The following is a 14,863-nucleotide window of genomic DNA, read 5'->3' as shown; positions in this document are numbered from 1 at the left end:
ACGTCCTGAAATCTCCCGCCGTGAACCGCGCAGGGTTTGCCGAGAGCTATGACCATTTGTGGGTGACGGCGTGATCAGGCGGCGGCGGATTGATCGGCGTCTTTCTCCTGGATGCCGTCGCGGAACCTGACACCCTTGATCACCTGGGGCAAGCGGTTGTTGCCCGAGAGGCGGCGCCAGGTCTTGTTGGCGGCGGTAACCAGCTTGAAGACCATTGCCAGGGCAGTCTTGTGCGACAGGCAGCCCTTGGTGCGCACGGTGCGGTGCCGGACGGTGGCGAAGACGCTCTCGATGGGGTTCGTCGTCCGCACGTGTTGCCAGTGCTCGGCCGGGAAGTCGTAAAAGGCCAGCAGGGCAACGCGGTCCTTCAACAGGCAGCCGACGGCCTGGGGGTACTTCGCGCGGTATTTCGCCTCGAAGGTGTCCATGGCGGCCTCCTTCGGCGCGGCCGTCGGCCCTCCAGATGGCGTGGAGGTCCTCCTTGGCCGCCCGCTGACGTGATTTCGGCAGCTTGTTGAGGATTGTGCACTCAGCAACGCTGATGACGGGCGCCGGGATAGACCTCGTCGATTGCCTTCCAGAACCCTAACGCGCCGTCGCCGGTGGCGGGCTTCGGCCCCGGGGCGAGGCCACGCCTCTTGATGTCGTTCAGCAACTCCCGCCAGCTCTGGGCGCTTTCGCGGAAGCCGGACTGGAACCCGACCAACTCGCTGCGGCCCTCCGCGGTGGCGCCGGTGATGACGAGGATGCATTGCTTCTCGTCCTCCAGGCGGCCCTGGAGATAGACGCCGTCGGCCCAGATGTAGACGTACTGCCGGGCCGTCAGGTCGCGCTTGCGCCAGCGGTCGTAGTCGGCCTGCCATTCAGCCTTCAGGCGGCTGATCACCTGCGGCGACAGGCTGGGCGCCTCCTTGCCAAGCAACGCCTCCAGGGCTTCCTGGAAATCGCCGCTCGACAGGCCGCGCAGGTAGAGCGTCGGGAGGACGGCGTCGATGGACCGCGTGCGCCGGGCGAACCGCGGCAGGATGGCGGAGGTGAAGCGAATGCGGCCTTCTCCATCGGGGCCGCTGTCGCGGACCTTCGGCCTTCGCACGGGAACGGGACCGATGCCCGTCAGGATCTCGCGCTCCGGGCCGCGGCCGTGACGGACCAGGCGCCGGCGGCCGTCTTCCGTCGTCAGGTGTTCATGCTCGGCAAGCATGGCGGCGACCTCCGCCTCCACGGCTTGCGCCAAAAGCTGCCGCGCCCCGGCGCGCAGGATCTCGGTCAGCGGGTCGTCGGTTTCCCCTGGCTGGCGCAGGGCGACAACGGTATCGTCGGTCATGGCCATGATCGGTCACCTGGACCTGGACTGGTACGACGCGGCCACGCGCTATCACAAGAACAAGCGCGGCATGTCTAACCCCAACCTCTGGTAGGCGAGCAAGCCAATATACATCCGCTCAGTCCTGCGCTGGCACAAGTACGAGCCTTTCTTCGGCCCGCTGCTGATGGCTTTGGTAATTGACCCGGCCGCTCCGGCCGGCGATGACTGCCGGAGCGGCCGCGCACCAACCCGCCCGTTGGTGCGTTGACGGTGGACGCCGCCAATTAGCGGTCCAGCCGTGGATCGACGACAAGGGTCAACGCTCATGCCTCGGCGCCACCGCCCTAACCTCGCTGCGCGCCACGCGCTCTCGCCGGCCGCGGTGGCGGCGTGGCTGGCGTTTGCCGGTCCGGCGTTCGCCGGCGAGGCAACGGATGCTACGGGAGCCGCTCCTATAGAGCGCGCTGGGCTGCTAGGGCTTCGGGTGACGCTGTCGGGGCAGCTTAATCGCGCCGTCCTTGTTGCAGCGGACGGTGGTGGAACCAACGCCTTTTTCGCCGATAATGACCATTCCTCAACCCGCCTCACGGGTGTTGTCGAAACCGGTGGCGGCATGACTTGGAGCGCTGGTGCCGCCGTCGAAGTAGAAGTGAACGCCAACGCGACCACCGAGGTCAGTCAGCGAGATCTCTGGGGAGACACGAACAGCAAACTGAACGAGCGCCGCCTGGAAGTCTGGTTCGGCATGAGCAGGCTCGGTCGTCTGTGGATCGGCCATGGGCCGATGGCGACCGAGGACACATCTGAAGTCGACATTTCCGGAACAACATTGGCCGGCGGCTCGGACATCGGTGACGTGGCTGGCGGTTTGTTCTTCCGCTCTGGCGATGGCAGTCTGACGCACATCCGGGTGGGCGACGCCTTCACCAACCTGGATGGCCTGGGCAAGCGCGACCGCCTGCGTTACGACACGCCAGAAATCGGGGGACTGACTGTTTCCGCCAGTGTAGATGAGCACCAGGCCTGGGATGTCGCCGTCCGGAGCGCAGCGTCTTTTGGCGGCGCGGAGATAAAGGGTGCCGCCGGCTTGGCATCAGGCGACAGCGACCGACACCGGGTTAATGGCTCGGCGTCGCTGCGGCTCCCGTCGGGATGGGTGGCGACGCTGGCCGGGGGATGGGAGGATGTGGAACAAGGCAGGGCCATCACAGCCGTCTACATAAAGACTGGCTGGCGCGGCGATATATGGGCCATCGGTGAAAATGCCGTTTCTGTTGATGGCGCAGTTGTGCGGAACATGGAAACAACGGGCGGCATCGCCTGGGTAGCGGGACTACAGGCGGTGCAGGTGGTCGATGATTGGGCGACAGACCTATATGTAGGGCTTCGGTTCCATGTCTACGACCATCCAACCCGGGAGCTCCCAGCGGTCGCCGCGGCGCTGCTAGGCGCCCGCTTGCGCTTCTAACCTAAGCCGCTGGTGTCCTACTACAAGGTGCAGATATCGCCCAAAGAAAAAGGGAGCGACGAATGCCGCTCCCTTTCCATGGCCAAGCTGTAGCAGCCTTCGATTAGAAGGTCAGCGCCAGACCGACGATGCCGCCGCCACCGTCGCGCTCGTTGGTGGTGGTGGTGCCGAGGCCGACGTTGCTCTCGGACTCGTACCAGAAGAGGCCGCCGACGGCCTTGATGCCCGGGCCCATCTGATACGAGCCGGACAGCTGAACCTGACGGTACTCGTCCACATCGTTGGCGACGGTACCGTCATCGACCTCGGTCTGAACGTAGCCGACGCCAACCTGGTAGGGGCCGACACCGTAGGCCACACCGGCGTCCCACGTCGTGGTCTCGGTATCGGCGGTGTCCTCGCTGCGGAGATAGCTGCCGCCAGCCTGGAAACCGGCGTAGGCGAGGTTCAGACCGGCACGCCACACGGTCGGATCGTCAGCACCGACGATGGCATCGTCAGCTTCTTCAGTCTGGTAAGAGCCGTCGACACCGATGCCGACGCCCGAGAACTCGCCGTTGTAGGCCAGACCCACCTGGAACTTGTTATGGGTCCCGGCGCCGTCCTCCTGGTTCGCCTGAAGAGCGCCACCCGGGTTCGGATTGAAGGTCACGCCAGCGCTGAAACCCGCCAGGGTCGGCGTGATGTAGCTGACGGAGGCGCTGTCGTCGGACACGGTGGTGTCCACGAGCTTGGACTGGCTGGTGCCGACGGCAAGGCCAGCGGAGGGAACGAAGCTGGCAGCGTCCAGGAAGGAGATGCCGATCTGCGGCGCGGTGTGGGCCAGATCCTGCAGGATGCCGTTCTTCTGACCAGCGCGCAGCTGACCGAAGGCGCCCTCGATGTAGGCATACTGCTCGTCAGCGTTAAAGGTGACGTTCGCGTTGGTCTGGGCCTCGAGCTGGATCACGGCACCGACGGTCAGGCCGTTGTCCAGGGTGGTGGCGCCGGTGAAGTACACCTCAGCGTCCGTGTTGATGCCGGTCGTGGTCGGATCGAAACCAGCAGCATCGTCGTCGATCGAGGTGACGCCGAAGTACTGTTCCATCTTACCGCCGATGCCGAGCTGGATCTGCTCCTGGGCCATCGCCGGAGCGGAAATGGCGGCCGCGGCGATCAGCGCGGAGGTGCCAAGCAGGACCTTCTTCATTTTCTCTTCCCTTACTCGCAAGTGGGTTTAACCAGTTGGGCGCCACATGTGGCGGCGGCGCTTTCGGCTACGGGTGAGACGCTACTGCTGTGGATGGAGCTGGTCAACAAACAGCGGTGATCAAAAGTGACATTCGGCTCACACTGTGGCGACATTGCAACACGGGGTTCCGCTGGCCATGTGGCCGGAGGGCAGGGCGCGGTCGGCAATGCGGCACACCGCCTTCCGTCCGCTCCAGGGAGCGATGTGACTGGTTCCGGTGAAAGGGGCAGCTTGAGCTGGGGGGCAGCCGGCGATTGCAGACTGATGGATCGCGCTCGCCGGCAGGGCGGTGCAAATCCGCCGCCTCCGTGGCGCTGGGGTCAGGTCATTGCATGCCGCCAAATTCTGAGTGAAGGGCCCTCGGCCGGCTTCTGATAAGCCCGCCGCCGCGCCTCGTACTTCATCGAATGCGGGATAGTCGCCCCGTCCGTGTGATTGAAGCAGCCGGGTCATGATAACCAAGCCGCGAACAGGTTATATGCTCTGACAACCCTTCGGCGCCTGCGGCGGGCAAGTGTCCACCGCTGGTGGGGTGAGCTTGGAAGGAAATGAAAAGTCTTCTGAGCAAGAGCGGCGCAGATGGCTCTTCAGTCCTGCGCCTCCACACCCATGCAAGGGAAAACATCAATGACAGAACATGCTTTCGTGCTCTGGATCGGCGGCGACAGTGATCCAGCCGCTCTTCCTGACCAGACCGGGAATGTCCCTCGGGCGCTGAGAACGTCGGCGTGCACCGACGAAAACCCGTTCACCCATTGGGCGGACGTGATCGCCTATGTCCTCCTCGAAAGGGCGCCCAAAAGCAACAACTGGGATCTCCGCGACGCACAAGTGCTGCAGCGGCATGCCAACGGCGAGAAGAAAATGCTGCAGGCGTTCTTTCAGGCGATGGAGGTCTATCCGGATGCCCGGATCGTCACCTTCGACGGGCTTCGGCTTGAACTGGCAATGCTGCGCGCGCGGGCGCTGACCTATCGCCTGGCGGCGCCGGCACCGCTCGTGGCTGCGACCATGGGCCAGCCGCCGCACATCGACCTTCGGCGGGCCTTGTCGGCCGTACACGGCGAGGAAGCCCCGCATCTCGAGGCCGTTGGCGCCGTGCTGCAACTGCCGGACGGCACGGCCGCAGGGCTGAAGACGGCGACCATCGTGTCGCCGGTGAACATCAACGCCAGTTTCGCCGGGATCTACCTCAGCAAGGCCATCACCGTCGCAGCGCTGTTCCTTCACCATGAACTGTACAGCGAACGCCTTGACGCGGCAGAGCATCAGAGCTCCTGCAGCAACCTGCGGACCGCGGTGCAGTGCCTTGAAAGCCGCCGCCAGGTTCCAGCCGGCCTCGCGCAGCAGATCTAACAGCAGCATCAATGGCCTTTGGCGCCCGCCGCCCCCTGCGGGGCGGCGGGCGCATTTTTCTGGAGCGTAGTATGACGGAAAAGCATCCTCTCAACGTGCGGATCGACGCCGAACTGTATTGGCGGGTCAAGGGTGCCGCGCTGCGGCGGCGCATGACCCTCACTGGGCTCGTCGCGTTGGCCCTGGAGGAATACCTTTGGCGTGAGCACCTTCGCGACCTTCCCAAAAAGCAGCGCAAGGAAGAGAAAAGGCGACGGAAACGCGACCAGGGCGGTTAGGCAGGGCTCTGCTACCAACTCTGCTGATGGCGCGCGCCGGGCTGGGTGTCAAAAGGCAGCGCCCGGCGCGCACCGTTCCCTTAGCAGTCGTCCAGATTGGACGTCCAGGCCGATCAACCGGGGGAGCTTGAGCGTCACCGCAGCGCCGGTGCCGCTTCCTGACCGGTCGAGCTGCCGGACGCGGGGTGATGTGGCCGGAGACCTTGTGATGGGCGACCATCAGCACATGGACCGTCCGGAAGATGATTTCCGACAGCTGCATCGCGCCACGCCGCCAAAGAGAACGACGACGGTGATGCGCGCGCTGTTGTCCGCTTCTCCACGCACCGGCCGTTGCGCAGCCGGTCGTGCCCGCGTCGGGGCGGGGCGGCGCGACCTCCATCGAGCGGTTTCATCGAGTCCGGAGCTGGCGAGGGGCTTTCCCTGTCGGCCAGCCGGCAAAAGCGCAGTGAACGCGATGCGTCGCCACCCAATGCGCGGATCGATCCGAACAGGCAGGGCAGCGGGGGCGGGCTGTCCGGATGAAAGGAAGGCGTGCTGTCCGCGCCGAAGAGACGCAGCCAAGGGCTTGAGAAAACGAGGGTTTCAGACAGAAGACCCGAAAGCGACCTGACAGCCACCCGAGGGACACGCCGGGGTGACCCGACAGCGACCAAGACACGACCATGAAGCGCCCTTAAGGTGGTCGTAGGGCAGCCTCAGGTGCCCCTTTCGGCGGCGCGGCGGGCAACCCGCGGCGGCCCCGTGGGAACTGGCGGAAAACACGGCCATGGCCGGAACGCGGTCTGGCGGCGCACCCACGGCGGCAACCGGTGCTGCGAACGCCGCTTGAGGGCGACCTCGAGGACGCTCCGGGGATTGCGCCTTGACGCTTCGGGGAAAAGCCCGTAAGCCATCGGCCACCGAGACGAAACGCCAAAGCCCTGCCAACATGATATGCTTGCAGGGCTTTTTCATTGCCTGACCAGAGGAGGAGAGACGCCGTGACCCGTTCCGAGATCGCCAGGGTTCAGGAGTACCTCCGCATCACCTTCGCCAACCCGCGCATCGTGGTGAAGCCGCCCAAGAAGCAGGGCCAGCCGGTGGAGGTCTACTGCGCCGACGAGTTCATCGGCGTCCTGCACCGCGACGAGGACGAGGGCGAGGTCTCCTACGACCTGCACATGTCCATCCTGGACCTCGACCTGCCGCCGGACCCGTCCGACGCGCGCGGCCTGTAAGGCCGGCGTCGCGGGACCTTACGTCATGGCCGACTACGGCTTCTATATCGCCCAGCTGCGGTTCGTCGCCCGCACCACGGATCGGGTGACCCCGCAGGTGGCCGAGATGATGGACGAGCTTGCGCGCATCGCCGACGCCATCGCCGCCGAGGGCTATGCCTTCACCGTGCCCGCCGGGCGGCTGCGCATCGCGGGCCGGGCCCTGGCGGGCGTGGCCGGCCTGATGCAGAAGCAGATCCTGCCCGAGGCGGTGGCCGCCGGCAACGCGGCCGGCGAGGCGCAGGTGCGGTGGACCATCGACACCTCCATGGAGGCGGTGGCAAACATCACCGTGCACGCCGAGCTTACCGGCGACGGCGAGGACTACCGCGTCATCCTGCCGCCGCCGCCGGGCGCCAAGGCCAACTGACCAAGGAACCTGCCGCCGTGGCGCTGCCGGGGCGCGTGAGGCGGCAGGGCGCCGTAACGACAAGAGCTATTCGTTAAGAGCTATTCGTTCGAGGCTTGCGTCGCGAAGGTGTCGAGCGCGCCGCCGATCTTTTCCGGGACCTCCTGCCGCGCCTCCAGCCCGTGACGTTCCGACAACCAGGCCGGGTGGTTGTAGGCCAGCCAGACGGCGCCGTCCGCGTCCTCCCACGCCAGGGCCTTTTGCGGCAGGTCGATGGCCGTGGTGCGGCTTTCCTGCATGAGCGGCGTGCCCAGCTTGGGGTTGCCGAAGATCAGCACCTGCGTCGGCGGCAGGTCGAGGTCCGCCTTGGCGGCATTCTCGGCGTGGTCGATGCGGGTGAAGACGGTCAGGCCGTTGTCCGTCAGCATCTGCGCCAGGCGGTCCAGGGTTTCAGTCACCGAATGGGCCGAGCGCTTGACCACCAGCCCTTCGGCGGCGGGATCGGCGGCCGCGGGCGTGGCGGCGGTGACGGCAGCCAGGGCGGTGCCGGCGGCAAGCGCCAGGGCGGCGGCGAGACGGGTCATGGGGCCTCCTCCTTCATCTGCTGTGTCCGATGTCTTCAACGCACCACCGCCCCCGCCGGGTGGCGGAGGCGGTGGGTCGTCATGTGCCGGACGGCTCAGCGGACGAAATCGGTGACATAGAGATAGTCGCCCCCGGGCGCGGCCGAGTGGCAGGCGATGCAGCCCTGGTCGGCGCCCTTGGCGACGCGACCGGCCAGTTGCATGCCGGCGGGGTTGGTATCCAGCGAGCCGTCGGGCAGGTACTTGGCCCAGAACCAGTTCATGTTGTCGGGATCGTAGCCGTCCTCGCGCTGGAACATGACGGTCACCGCGCCCAGGTGCTCGGCGCGGTTGCCCTGGACCGCCGACTGCTCGACGCCCGCCGGGCCATAGTTGCGCTTCACCGCGACCATGCCGGTGTGGCCGTCGACGGTCATGGTGGTGAAGAAGGTCTCCAGCATGGCGCCGTGTGGCTCGGTGCCGCGATAGGGGACGCCGTCGATGGCGTTGTCCCCGGCCAAGCGCTCCTCGGTCAGGGCCTGCCACAGGGTGGCGGCGTACTCCTGGCTCTCGGGGCCGCCGAAGGGCGTGTCGTCGGCGGCAGTGGCGGCGCCGGCGCCGAACGCCAGGGCGACGGCAGCAGCGGTGGCGGTGGTCCTCAGCGTCTGGATCATGGAAACCTCCGTTCGTTCCAGTGGCGGCGCGGCGTGGTTTTTCGGTCGCCTTGTCTCTTTCTTTCTAACGCTTCGGACCGTCTGGTCCGAAATCACGGTCGCGTGATGCCGGACGACGCTCCAATCGCCGTCGCGTGAGACGCCCGGCCCGGCGCCGCCGGCGCACGAAAAAAAGCGGCTTCCGCCGGGGGTTTGCGGAAGCCGCTTCAGGATACCGGCCGTGGCGTCAGTTCGCCTCGGCCGGCAGGCTGGCGGACTGGGAGGGGCCGCCATTGGGAACCACGCGGACATAGTCGCCCATGTCGTTGCGATAACCCGGCGCCCAGGTGTCGCGCTTGGAGATGGTGGCGCTGCCCTGGCCGTTTTGGCTGTGCGGCACCAGGCGCTGGAAGTCGCCGTCGCCGGTGCTCTGGAAGCCGGGCGCCCAGGCGTCGCGGGTCTCGATGCGGGTCACCTGGCGCGGTGCGGTGTCGCGCGGCACGACCATGTGGCGGACATAGCGGCCGTCGTCGTCGCGCTGGAAGCCGGGCTTCCAGGTGTCGCTCACCTCGGTCTGCAACTGGGTGGCGGCGGCGGCCGGTGCGGCGCCGGCCAGGGCCGCACCCACGGCCAGGGCGGCGGTGGCGGCGACGGTGGCGAGGGTCTTGGCGAAGGGGGTCATGGTGGGTCTCCGGTCGTCAAAAAAATTCGTTAAGGCAAAGCGTCTGCGATTGAGCGCCCGGGCCGGCCCCCGCCGGGAGGAGGTGCGGGGGCCGGGGCGGCCGCCGGACGTCAGCGGGCGTCCTGCGGCATGGTGGCGGTCTGCGACCCCGCGTCGCCGTTGGGCACGATGCGGGTGTAGTCGCTCATGTCGTCGAGCGTGTAGCCGGGGGCCCAGGTGTCACGAGTGGCGATGCTGGTGCTGCCGCCGTGGGGGCTCTGGACGTCCTTGACCAGGCGCTCGTAGTCGCCCTCGCCGTTGCCCTGGAAGCCCGGCGCCCAGGTGTCGCGGTGCTCCACACGGGTCACCTGCCGGGAGTCGCTGGCGTCGTGATCGCGGACGATGCGGCTGTAGTGGCCGTCGCCGTCGTTGCGGAAACCGGGCTTCCAGGTGTCGCTGGTGATGATGCGGGCGTCGTCGGCGGTGGCCGGCGCGGTGCCGGCCAGGGCGGCGCCCAGCGCGATCACGGCGGAAGCAGCGGCGGTGGTGATGGTCTTGGTGATGGTCATGGTCTTTCTCCCAGTCCTTCAGGATCGTTGGTCGATGGGGGAAGCGAGGGGTCTTTCGGTCCGCTCACGCGGTTGTGAAAACTAAACGGTTCAGTTCGCTTCCGATGGCCCAGAGATACGCTCCCGACGCTCCGGGCGCAAGAGTAAACTGAACGGTTCAGTTTTCACGAACGCGTGAGGTTGCGGAGTGGCCGGCGGCAGCCCCGGTTTTCCGCCGTTCTCGCCGGATGCCCTTTCGCGGGGCGGCCCGCGGCCTCAGGTGAGGGGATGGAGGGACACGCCGAGCAGCAGAGGAGCGGACGCGCAGCGATGCCCTACGAGCCCATCGAGAACTACGCCATGATCGGCGACCTGCACACCATCGCCCTGGTCAGCGCGGCAGGCTCCGTCGACTGGTTCTGCGCGCCCCACTTCGACAGCCCCAGCGTCTTCGCCCGCATGCTCGATCACGACAAGGGGGGCTATTTCAGCATCAAGCCGACCGACGAGGCGGCGGCCTGCAAGCAGTTCTACTGGCCGGAGACCAACGTGCTGGTCACCCGCTTCCTGGCCCCGGACGGTGCCGCCGAGATGGCGGACTTCATGCCCGTCGGCCACGCCGGCGGCGAACCGCACAAGCGCCGCCGCATCATCCGCCGCGTGCGGGTGGAGCGCGGCACGGTCACCTTCCGCGCCGACTGCCTGCCGGCCTTCGACTTCGCCCGGGCGCCGCACGAGGTGCACGAGGTCGACGGCGGCGTGGTGTTCCGCGCCGACAGCGTCCCCTGCGCCTTCGGCCTGGCCTCGACGGTGCCGCTGACCGTCACGCCGGGCACCGACCTGGGCAACGGCGTCGGCTGCACCTTCACCCTGGACGAGGGCGAGTCGGCGGTCTTCGCCTTCCGCGAACTGCTGCCCGAGGAGGAGGACTGCGCCTGCCTGCCCGAGGGCCCGACGGAGGACCTGTTCCGCGAAACCGTGGCCTACTGGCGCGACTGGATTTCCCATTGCACCTATACCGGCCGCTGGCGCGAGACGGTGCACCGCTCGGCGCTCGCGCTCAAGCTTATGACCTTCGAGCCGACCGGCGCCATCGTCGCCGCGCCCACCTGCTCCCTGCCCGAAGAGATCGGCGGCGAGCGCAACTGGGACTACCGCTACACCTGGATCCGCGACGCCGCCTTCACCGTCTATGCCTTCCTGCGCATCGGCTTCAAGCAGGAGGCGGGCGCCTTCATGGAGTTTCTCGCCAACCTGTGCTCGGAGACGGAAAGCGAGTGGCCGCTGCAGATCATGTACGGCATCGACGGCCGCAAGCACCTGGCGGAAGAGGAACTGTCGCACCTGGAAGGCTATCGCGGCACCGGGCCGGTGCGCATGGGCAACGGCGCCTACGACCAGCTCCAGCTCGACATCTACGGCGAGTTGCTGGACGCCATCTACATCTTCAACAAGTGGGCCGCGCCCATTTCCTATGACCTGTGGCTGTCGGTGCGCCGCTTCGTGGAATGGGTGTGCGAGAACTGGGACCAGCCGGACGAGGGCGTGTGGGAAATCCGCACCGGCCGGCGGCACTTCGTCTATTCCAAGGTGATGTGCTGGGTCGCCATCGACCGGGCGCTCAGGCTGGCCGAGAAACGCTCGTTCCCGCACGACCGCCTGCGGTGGCTGCGGGTGCGCGATTCCATCTACGAGGACATCATGGCCAAGGGCTGGAACGCCGAACGCGGCAGCTTCGTGCAGTCCTACGGCAGCGACATCCTGGACGCCGCCAACCTGATCATGCCGCTGGTCTTTTTCATGGCGCCCACCGACCCGCGCATGCTGAGCACCCTGCGCGAGACCCTGAAGCCGCCCAAGGAGGGCGGCCTGGTTTCCGACAGCCTTGTCTACCGCTACAACCGGGGCGAATTCCACGACGGGCTGGAGGGCGAGGAAGGCACCTTCAACATCTGCACCTTCTGGCTGGTGGAAGCGCTGACCCGCGCCGGGCGGTTCGACAAGGGATGCCTGGAGGACAGCCGCATCATGTTCGAGCGGATGCTGGGGTTCGCCAACCACGTCGGCCTCTACGGCGAGGAGATCGGCCCCAGCGGCGAGGCGCTGGGGAACTTTCCCCAGGCCTTCACCCACCTGTCGCTCATCAGCGCGGCCGTGAACCTGGACCGCGCGCTGGGCGGCGAGTCGTCTCGTCCGGCCTAGGCTTCTCCGCGCGCCGGGTAGTCCTTGTCGGTCACGAAGCCGATGGCCTTCGCCACGTCATCGAAGTGCGGCCGGCTGAAGGGCATGGAATTGACCGACGTGGCGTACAGCGTGCCGTCGGGCTTGACCAGGAACAGGCCGGGTTCGGAAAACTCCTTGGGCTCGTCCGCCTTGATGCCCTTGGAGATGTAGAGCCCCCAGTCGCGCGCCTGCGCGATGGGTAGGCCGTAGGCGATGGGCAGATCGCCCAGGTTCCAGTCCTTCCAGGCGGTCTTGGCGTTGTCTTCCGTGTCGGTGCTGACGGCCACGGCGGTGACGCCGAGGTCGCGGAACTGGTTGATCTTCTCGTTCAGTTCCTGCAGGTAGCCCTTGCACACGGGGCAATGCAGCCCGCGATAGAACACCAGCATGGTGAAGGCCTTGGGCCGCTGCTCCGCCAGGTCGAAGCGGGTGTCGATGACCAGCGGCAGGTCCAGTGCGGGGACGGGCTGTTGCGGCTTGAGCGCCATGGTGCGTGTCTCCGTATTCGTGATCGGGGCAGCGGGCCGGGCCGGGGCAGGCGTTGCCGGACCGGACCTCCTCTGTCCTTCTCTACGGTCACGCAGACATGAGGATCACGGATTTCCGCCACCGGCGGGCTGCGCCGCATACCAGTCCGACAGGGCCTCCATGTCCTCGGCCGTAAGGTCGGCGGCGATCAGGCTCATCTGGTCGTGGCGGCGCTCGCCGCTTTTGAAGGCTTTCAGTTGCTTGACCATGTAGAGCGCCTTCTGCCCCGCCAGGTTGGGGTTGAGCGGTGAGGTGCCGATGCCGTCGCGGCCGTGGCAGGGCAGGCAGGTGGACAGCTTGGCCGGCGGATCGGGCGCGGGCTGCTGCGCCTGAGCGAACGCCGGAACGGCGGCGGCGAGTGTCCCCGCCGCCGCCAGGATCAAGGCGCGACGCCTCATTCCGTCGGCTCTTGATAGGAGATGCGGTAGACCGCGCCCGTCAGGTCGTCGGACACCAGCAGAGAGCCGTCCAGGTACTGCACCACGTCGACCGGCCGGCCCAGGTACTCGCCGGTGGCCTCGTCGAGCCAGCCCTCGGCGAAGGGCACATGCTCGATGACGTTCCCCTCCTCGTCGAAGCGCGTCATCATCACCCGCGCGCCGACCGGCGTGGTGCGGTTCCAGCTGCCGTGCTGGGCGTTGAACAGCACGTTGCGGTAGCGCTCGGGGAACTGGCTGCCGGTGTAGAAGGTCATGCCCAGGTCGGCGGCGTGGGCGACCGTTTCCACCACCGGATTCACCACGTCGGCGGGCACCTCCTCGCCCTTCCACGGGTCGGTGCGGGTGGTGCCTCCGCCGTACCAGGGGAAGCCGAAGTTCTGGCCGGCCTGAGTGATGCGGTTGATCTCGCCCGGCGGGATGTCGTCGCCCATGCCGTCCACCTGGTTGTCGGTGAACCACAGCTCGCCGGTGTCGGGGTGGAAGTCCATGCCCACCGAGTTGCGGATGCCGGTGGCGTAGCGGGTGGTGTCGGAGCCGTCGCGGTTCATCTGCTGGATGGAGCCGAAGACCCCCATGTCCGCCCCCTTCTCGGGCGGCCACACGTTGTAGGGCTGGCCGATGGCGACGTAGAGCTTGTTGTCGGGGCCGATCTCGCAGACGCGGAAGGCGTGGTTGAAGTATTCCTCCTCGGGCGGGAAGAACTGATCCTTGACCGTCGACACCGCCACGTCGGGGCCTTCATAAAAGAACTCGGCGGCGGGGAAGGCGAGCACGCGGTTGTGCTCGGCGATGTAGAGAACGCCGTCGGGGCTGAAGCACGGCCCGTTGGGGAACTTGAAATCCACCGAGGGCGCAAAGCGCTTCACCTCGTCGGCGCGGCGGTCCTTGTCGCGGTCGGTCACCGCCCAGACGTCCTGCTTGCGGGTGCCGACGAAGACCACGCCGACGTTGGTGCCCACCGCCATGTGCCGGGCGTCGGGCACGATGGCGTAGAGGTCGATCTCGAAGCCGTCGGGCATCTCGATGCGCTCCAGCGTCCGGCGGATGCGGTCGGCCCGCTCGTCATCCTGGGGGATGGTCTGGATGGACAGGCTTTCGCCCGTCTGCTTGAAATCACTCAGTTTGTCCATGTTGCGGTCCTGCGCGGCGGCGGGGGCCGCAAGCGCGGCGGCGACAAGACCGGCAACGGCCGCCGAGGCGGCCAGCGTTTTCCGCATACCCATGACGCATGTCTCCCGTTAAGACGGATTGTCTTATTGCTCCGCAGCAAAACGCGGATTTTTTCTTATATTCTCTTAACGGTATGCAGCCGCATTTCTAGAAGTCAACGTCCCGCCGGCGCTGTACTACGGCAGGTGCGGGATCATCTCTTTCGGTGGCTGTCGCAGACTTTTTATCGACTTGCGGCGTGCCATGGTCCACATCGCCCGCTTGCGCGTTTCATGACCAATGAGGAACGCGCCGTGCGTTTTTCGGCTTCCCGCCCGGCGCGGATGGGGGTAATGGAACGGGAAAGACCCGTTCGTCCGACGACCACGAGGAGAGACCCGCGTGCGCCGCCTGATCTTGCTTTTTGCCGTGGCCCTGCCGCTTGCCCTCTCCGCGCCCCTGGACGCGCGCGCCGACGAGGAGATTCAGGTCGGCATGGCGTCCTGGTACGGCGCCGAACTGGCCGGCAACGCCACCGCCAGCGGCGAGGTCTTCAGCCCCGCCAAGCTCACCGCCGCCCACCCGTCGCTGCCGCTGGGCACCAAGGTGCGCGTGAAGAACCTGGAGAACGGACGCACGGTGGTGGTGCGGATCAACGACCGCGGCCCGTTCGCCAAGAACCGCATCATCGACCTGTCGGAAAAGGCGGCCCGCCAGTTGGGCATGATCGACGACGGGGTCGCGCGCGTCCGCGTCGTGCCGCTGGAGTCCTGACGGGCCGCTCTGCACCGGTCTTGGAGTGCGACCCGATATTCAGCGGCTGAGGCTGGGCGAGGGGCTTTTCGCATCGG

General features: G+C 66.8%; 15 protein-coding genes and 1 pseudogene. 7 read left to right on the top strand and 9 right to left on the bottom strand.

What is annotated here, in order from left to right; all coding sequences use genetic code 11:
* Positions 1 to 74: 74 nt before the first annotated feature.
* Positions 75 to 1,324 (bottom strand): annotated as a pseudogene (locus C882_RS18915) (IS256 family transposase).
* 466 nt (positions 1,325 to 1,790) lie between these two features.
* On the opposite strand from C882_RS18915, the gene C882_RS18910 reads away from it, so the two are divergent.
* Entirely contained in the window at positions 1,791 to 2,774 is a 984-nt protein-coding gene (locus tag C882_RS18910; RefSeq protein ID WP_152415410.1) for a hypothetical protein, read from the top strand.
* Positions 2,775 to 2,877: 103 nt separating this feature from the next.
* Here C882_RS18910 and C882_RS18905 read toward each other — a convergent pair whose 3' ends face one another.
* Complete coding sequence (locus C882_RS18905) at positions 2,878 to 3,963, bottom strand: porin (RefSeq protein ID WP_009542277.1); 1,086 nt, start codon at positions 3,961 to 3,963, stop codon at positions 2,878 to 2,880.
* Positions 3,964 to 4,584: 621 nt separating this feature from the next.
* Here C882_RS18905 and C882_RS18900 point away from each other — a divergent pair.
* The 4 genes from C882_RS18900 (at position 4,585) to C882_RS18885 (ending at position 7,268) form a co-directional block, all read left to right on the top strand.
* Positions 4,585 to 5,361 (top strand): hypothetical protein, encoded by a 777-nt coding sequence (locus C882_RS18900; protein ID WP_083876050.1) that lies wholly within the window; start codon positions 4,585 to 4,587, stop codon positions 5,359 to 5,361.
* 71 nt (positions 5,362 to 5,432) lie between these two features.
* Positions 5,433 to 5,639, top strand: a complete 207-nt coding sequence (locus C882_RS18895; protein ID WP_009542275.1) for a hypothetical protein — start codon at positions 5,433 to 5,435, stop codon at positions 5,637 to 5,639.
* A gap of 983 nt (positions 5,640 to 6,622) precedes the next feature.
* Positions 6,623 to 6,859: a DUF3126 family protein gene (locus C882_RS18890; protein ID WP_009542274.1), complete on the top strand. Its 237-nt coding sequence runs from the start codon at positions 6,623 to 6,625 to the stop codon at positions 6,857 to 6,859.
* 25 nt (positions 6,860 to 6,884) lie between these two features.
* Positions 6,885 to 7,268, top strand: a complete 384-nt coding sequence (locus C882_RS18885) for a hypothetical protein (RefSeq protein WP_009542273.1) — start codon at positions 6,885 to 6,887, stop codon at positions 7,266 to 7,268.
* Positions 7,269 to 7,348: 80 nt separating this feature from the next.
* On the opposite strand, the gene C882_RS25110 is transcribed toward C882_RS18885, so the two are convergent.
* The 4 genes from C882_RS25110 to C882_RS18865 all read right to left on the bottom strand — a co-directional run bounded on the left by C882_RS25110 (position 7,349) and on the right by C882_RS18865 (position 9,693).
* A complete protein-coding gene (locus C882_RS25110) occupies positions 7,349 to 7,831 on the bottom strand; it encodes a DUF302 domain-containing protein (protein WP_009542272.1) in 483 nt (160 codons plus the stop codon).
* Between the two features lie 95 nt (positions 7,832 to 7,926).
* Positions 7,927 to 8,484 carry a cytochrome P460 family protein gene (locus C882_RS18875; RefSeq protein ID WP_009542271.1) on the bottom strand — a complete coding sequence of 186 codons (558 nt, stop codon included), beginning with the start codon at positions 8,482 to 8,484 and terminating at the stop codon, positions 7,927 to 7,929.
* A gap of 226 nt (positions 8,485 to 8,710) precedes the next feature.
* Positions 8,711 to 9,145: a hypothetical protein gene (locus C882_RS18870; RefSeq protein WP_009542270.1), complete on the bottom strand. Its 435-nt coding sequence runs from the start codon at positions 9,143 to 9,145 to the stop codon at positions 8,711 to 8,713.
* 110 nt (positions 9,146 to 9,255) lie between these two features.
* Complete coding sequence (locus tag C882_RS18865; RefSeq protein ID WP_009542269.1) at positions 9,256 to 9,693, bottom strand: hypothetical protein; 438 nt, start codon at positions 9,691 to 9,693, stop codon at positions 9,256 to 9,258.
* Between the two features lie 309 nt (positions 9,694 to 10,002).
* On the opposite strand from C882_RS18865, the gene C882_RS18860 reads away from it, so the two are divergent.
* Entirely contained in the window at positions 10,003 to 11,874 is a 1,872-nt protein-coding gene (locus tag C882_RS18860) for a glycoside hydrolase family 15 protein (RefSeq protein WP_009542268.1), read from the top strand.
* Here the strand turns inward: C882_RS18860 and C882_RS18855 are convergent.
* The 3 genes from C882_RS18855 to C882_RS18845 form a co-directional block, all read right to left on the bottom strand.
* Positions 11,871 to 12,383: a peroxiredoxin-like family protein gene (locus tag C882_RS18855; protein WP_009542267.1), complete on the bottom strand. Its 513-nt coding sequence runs from the start codon at positions 12,381 to 12,383 to the stop codon at positions 11,871 to 11,873. The genes C882_RS18860 and C882_RS18855 overlap by 4 nt on opposite strands.
* Before the next feature lie 105 nt (positions 12,384 to 12,488).
* Positions 12,489 to 12,821 carry a c-type cytochrome gene (locus C882_RS18850; RefSeq protein WP_043646458.1) on the bottom strand — a complete coding sequence of 111 codons (333 nt, stop codon included), beginning with the start codon at positions 12,819 to 12,821 and terminating at the stop codon, positions 12,489 to 12,491.
* Positions 12,818 to 14,086, bottom strand: a complete 1,269-nt coding sequence (locus tag C882_RS18845) for a PQQ-dependent sugar dehydrogenase (RefSeq protein WP_009542265.1) — start codon at positions 14,084 to 14,086, stop codon at positions 12,818 to 12,820. The genes C882_RS18850 and C882_RS18845 overlap by 4 nt, the downstream gene beginning before the upstream one ends.
* A gap of 328 nt (positions 14,087 to 14,414) precedes the next feature.
* Here C882_RS18845 and C882_RS18840 point away from each other — a divergent pair, with 328 nt between their 5' ends.
* On the top strand, positions 14,415 to 14,786 hold the full coding sequence (locus C882_RS18840; protein WP_009542264.1) for a septal ring lytic transglycosylase RlpA family protein: 372 nt from the start codon (positions 14,415 to 14,417) through the stop codon (positions 14,784 to 14,786).
* The last annotated feature ends 77 nt before the right edge of the window (positions 14,787 to 14,863 follow it).

Origin of the sequence: Caenispirillum salinarum AK4, from assembly GCF_000315795.1 — a bacterium.
Taxonomy (GTDB): Bacteria; Pseudomonadota; Alphaproteobacteria; order Rhodospirillales; family Rhodospirillaceae; genus Caenispirillum; species Caenispirillum salinarum.
This window is presented reverse-complemented; position numbering and strand designations above follow the sequence as displayed.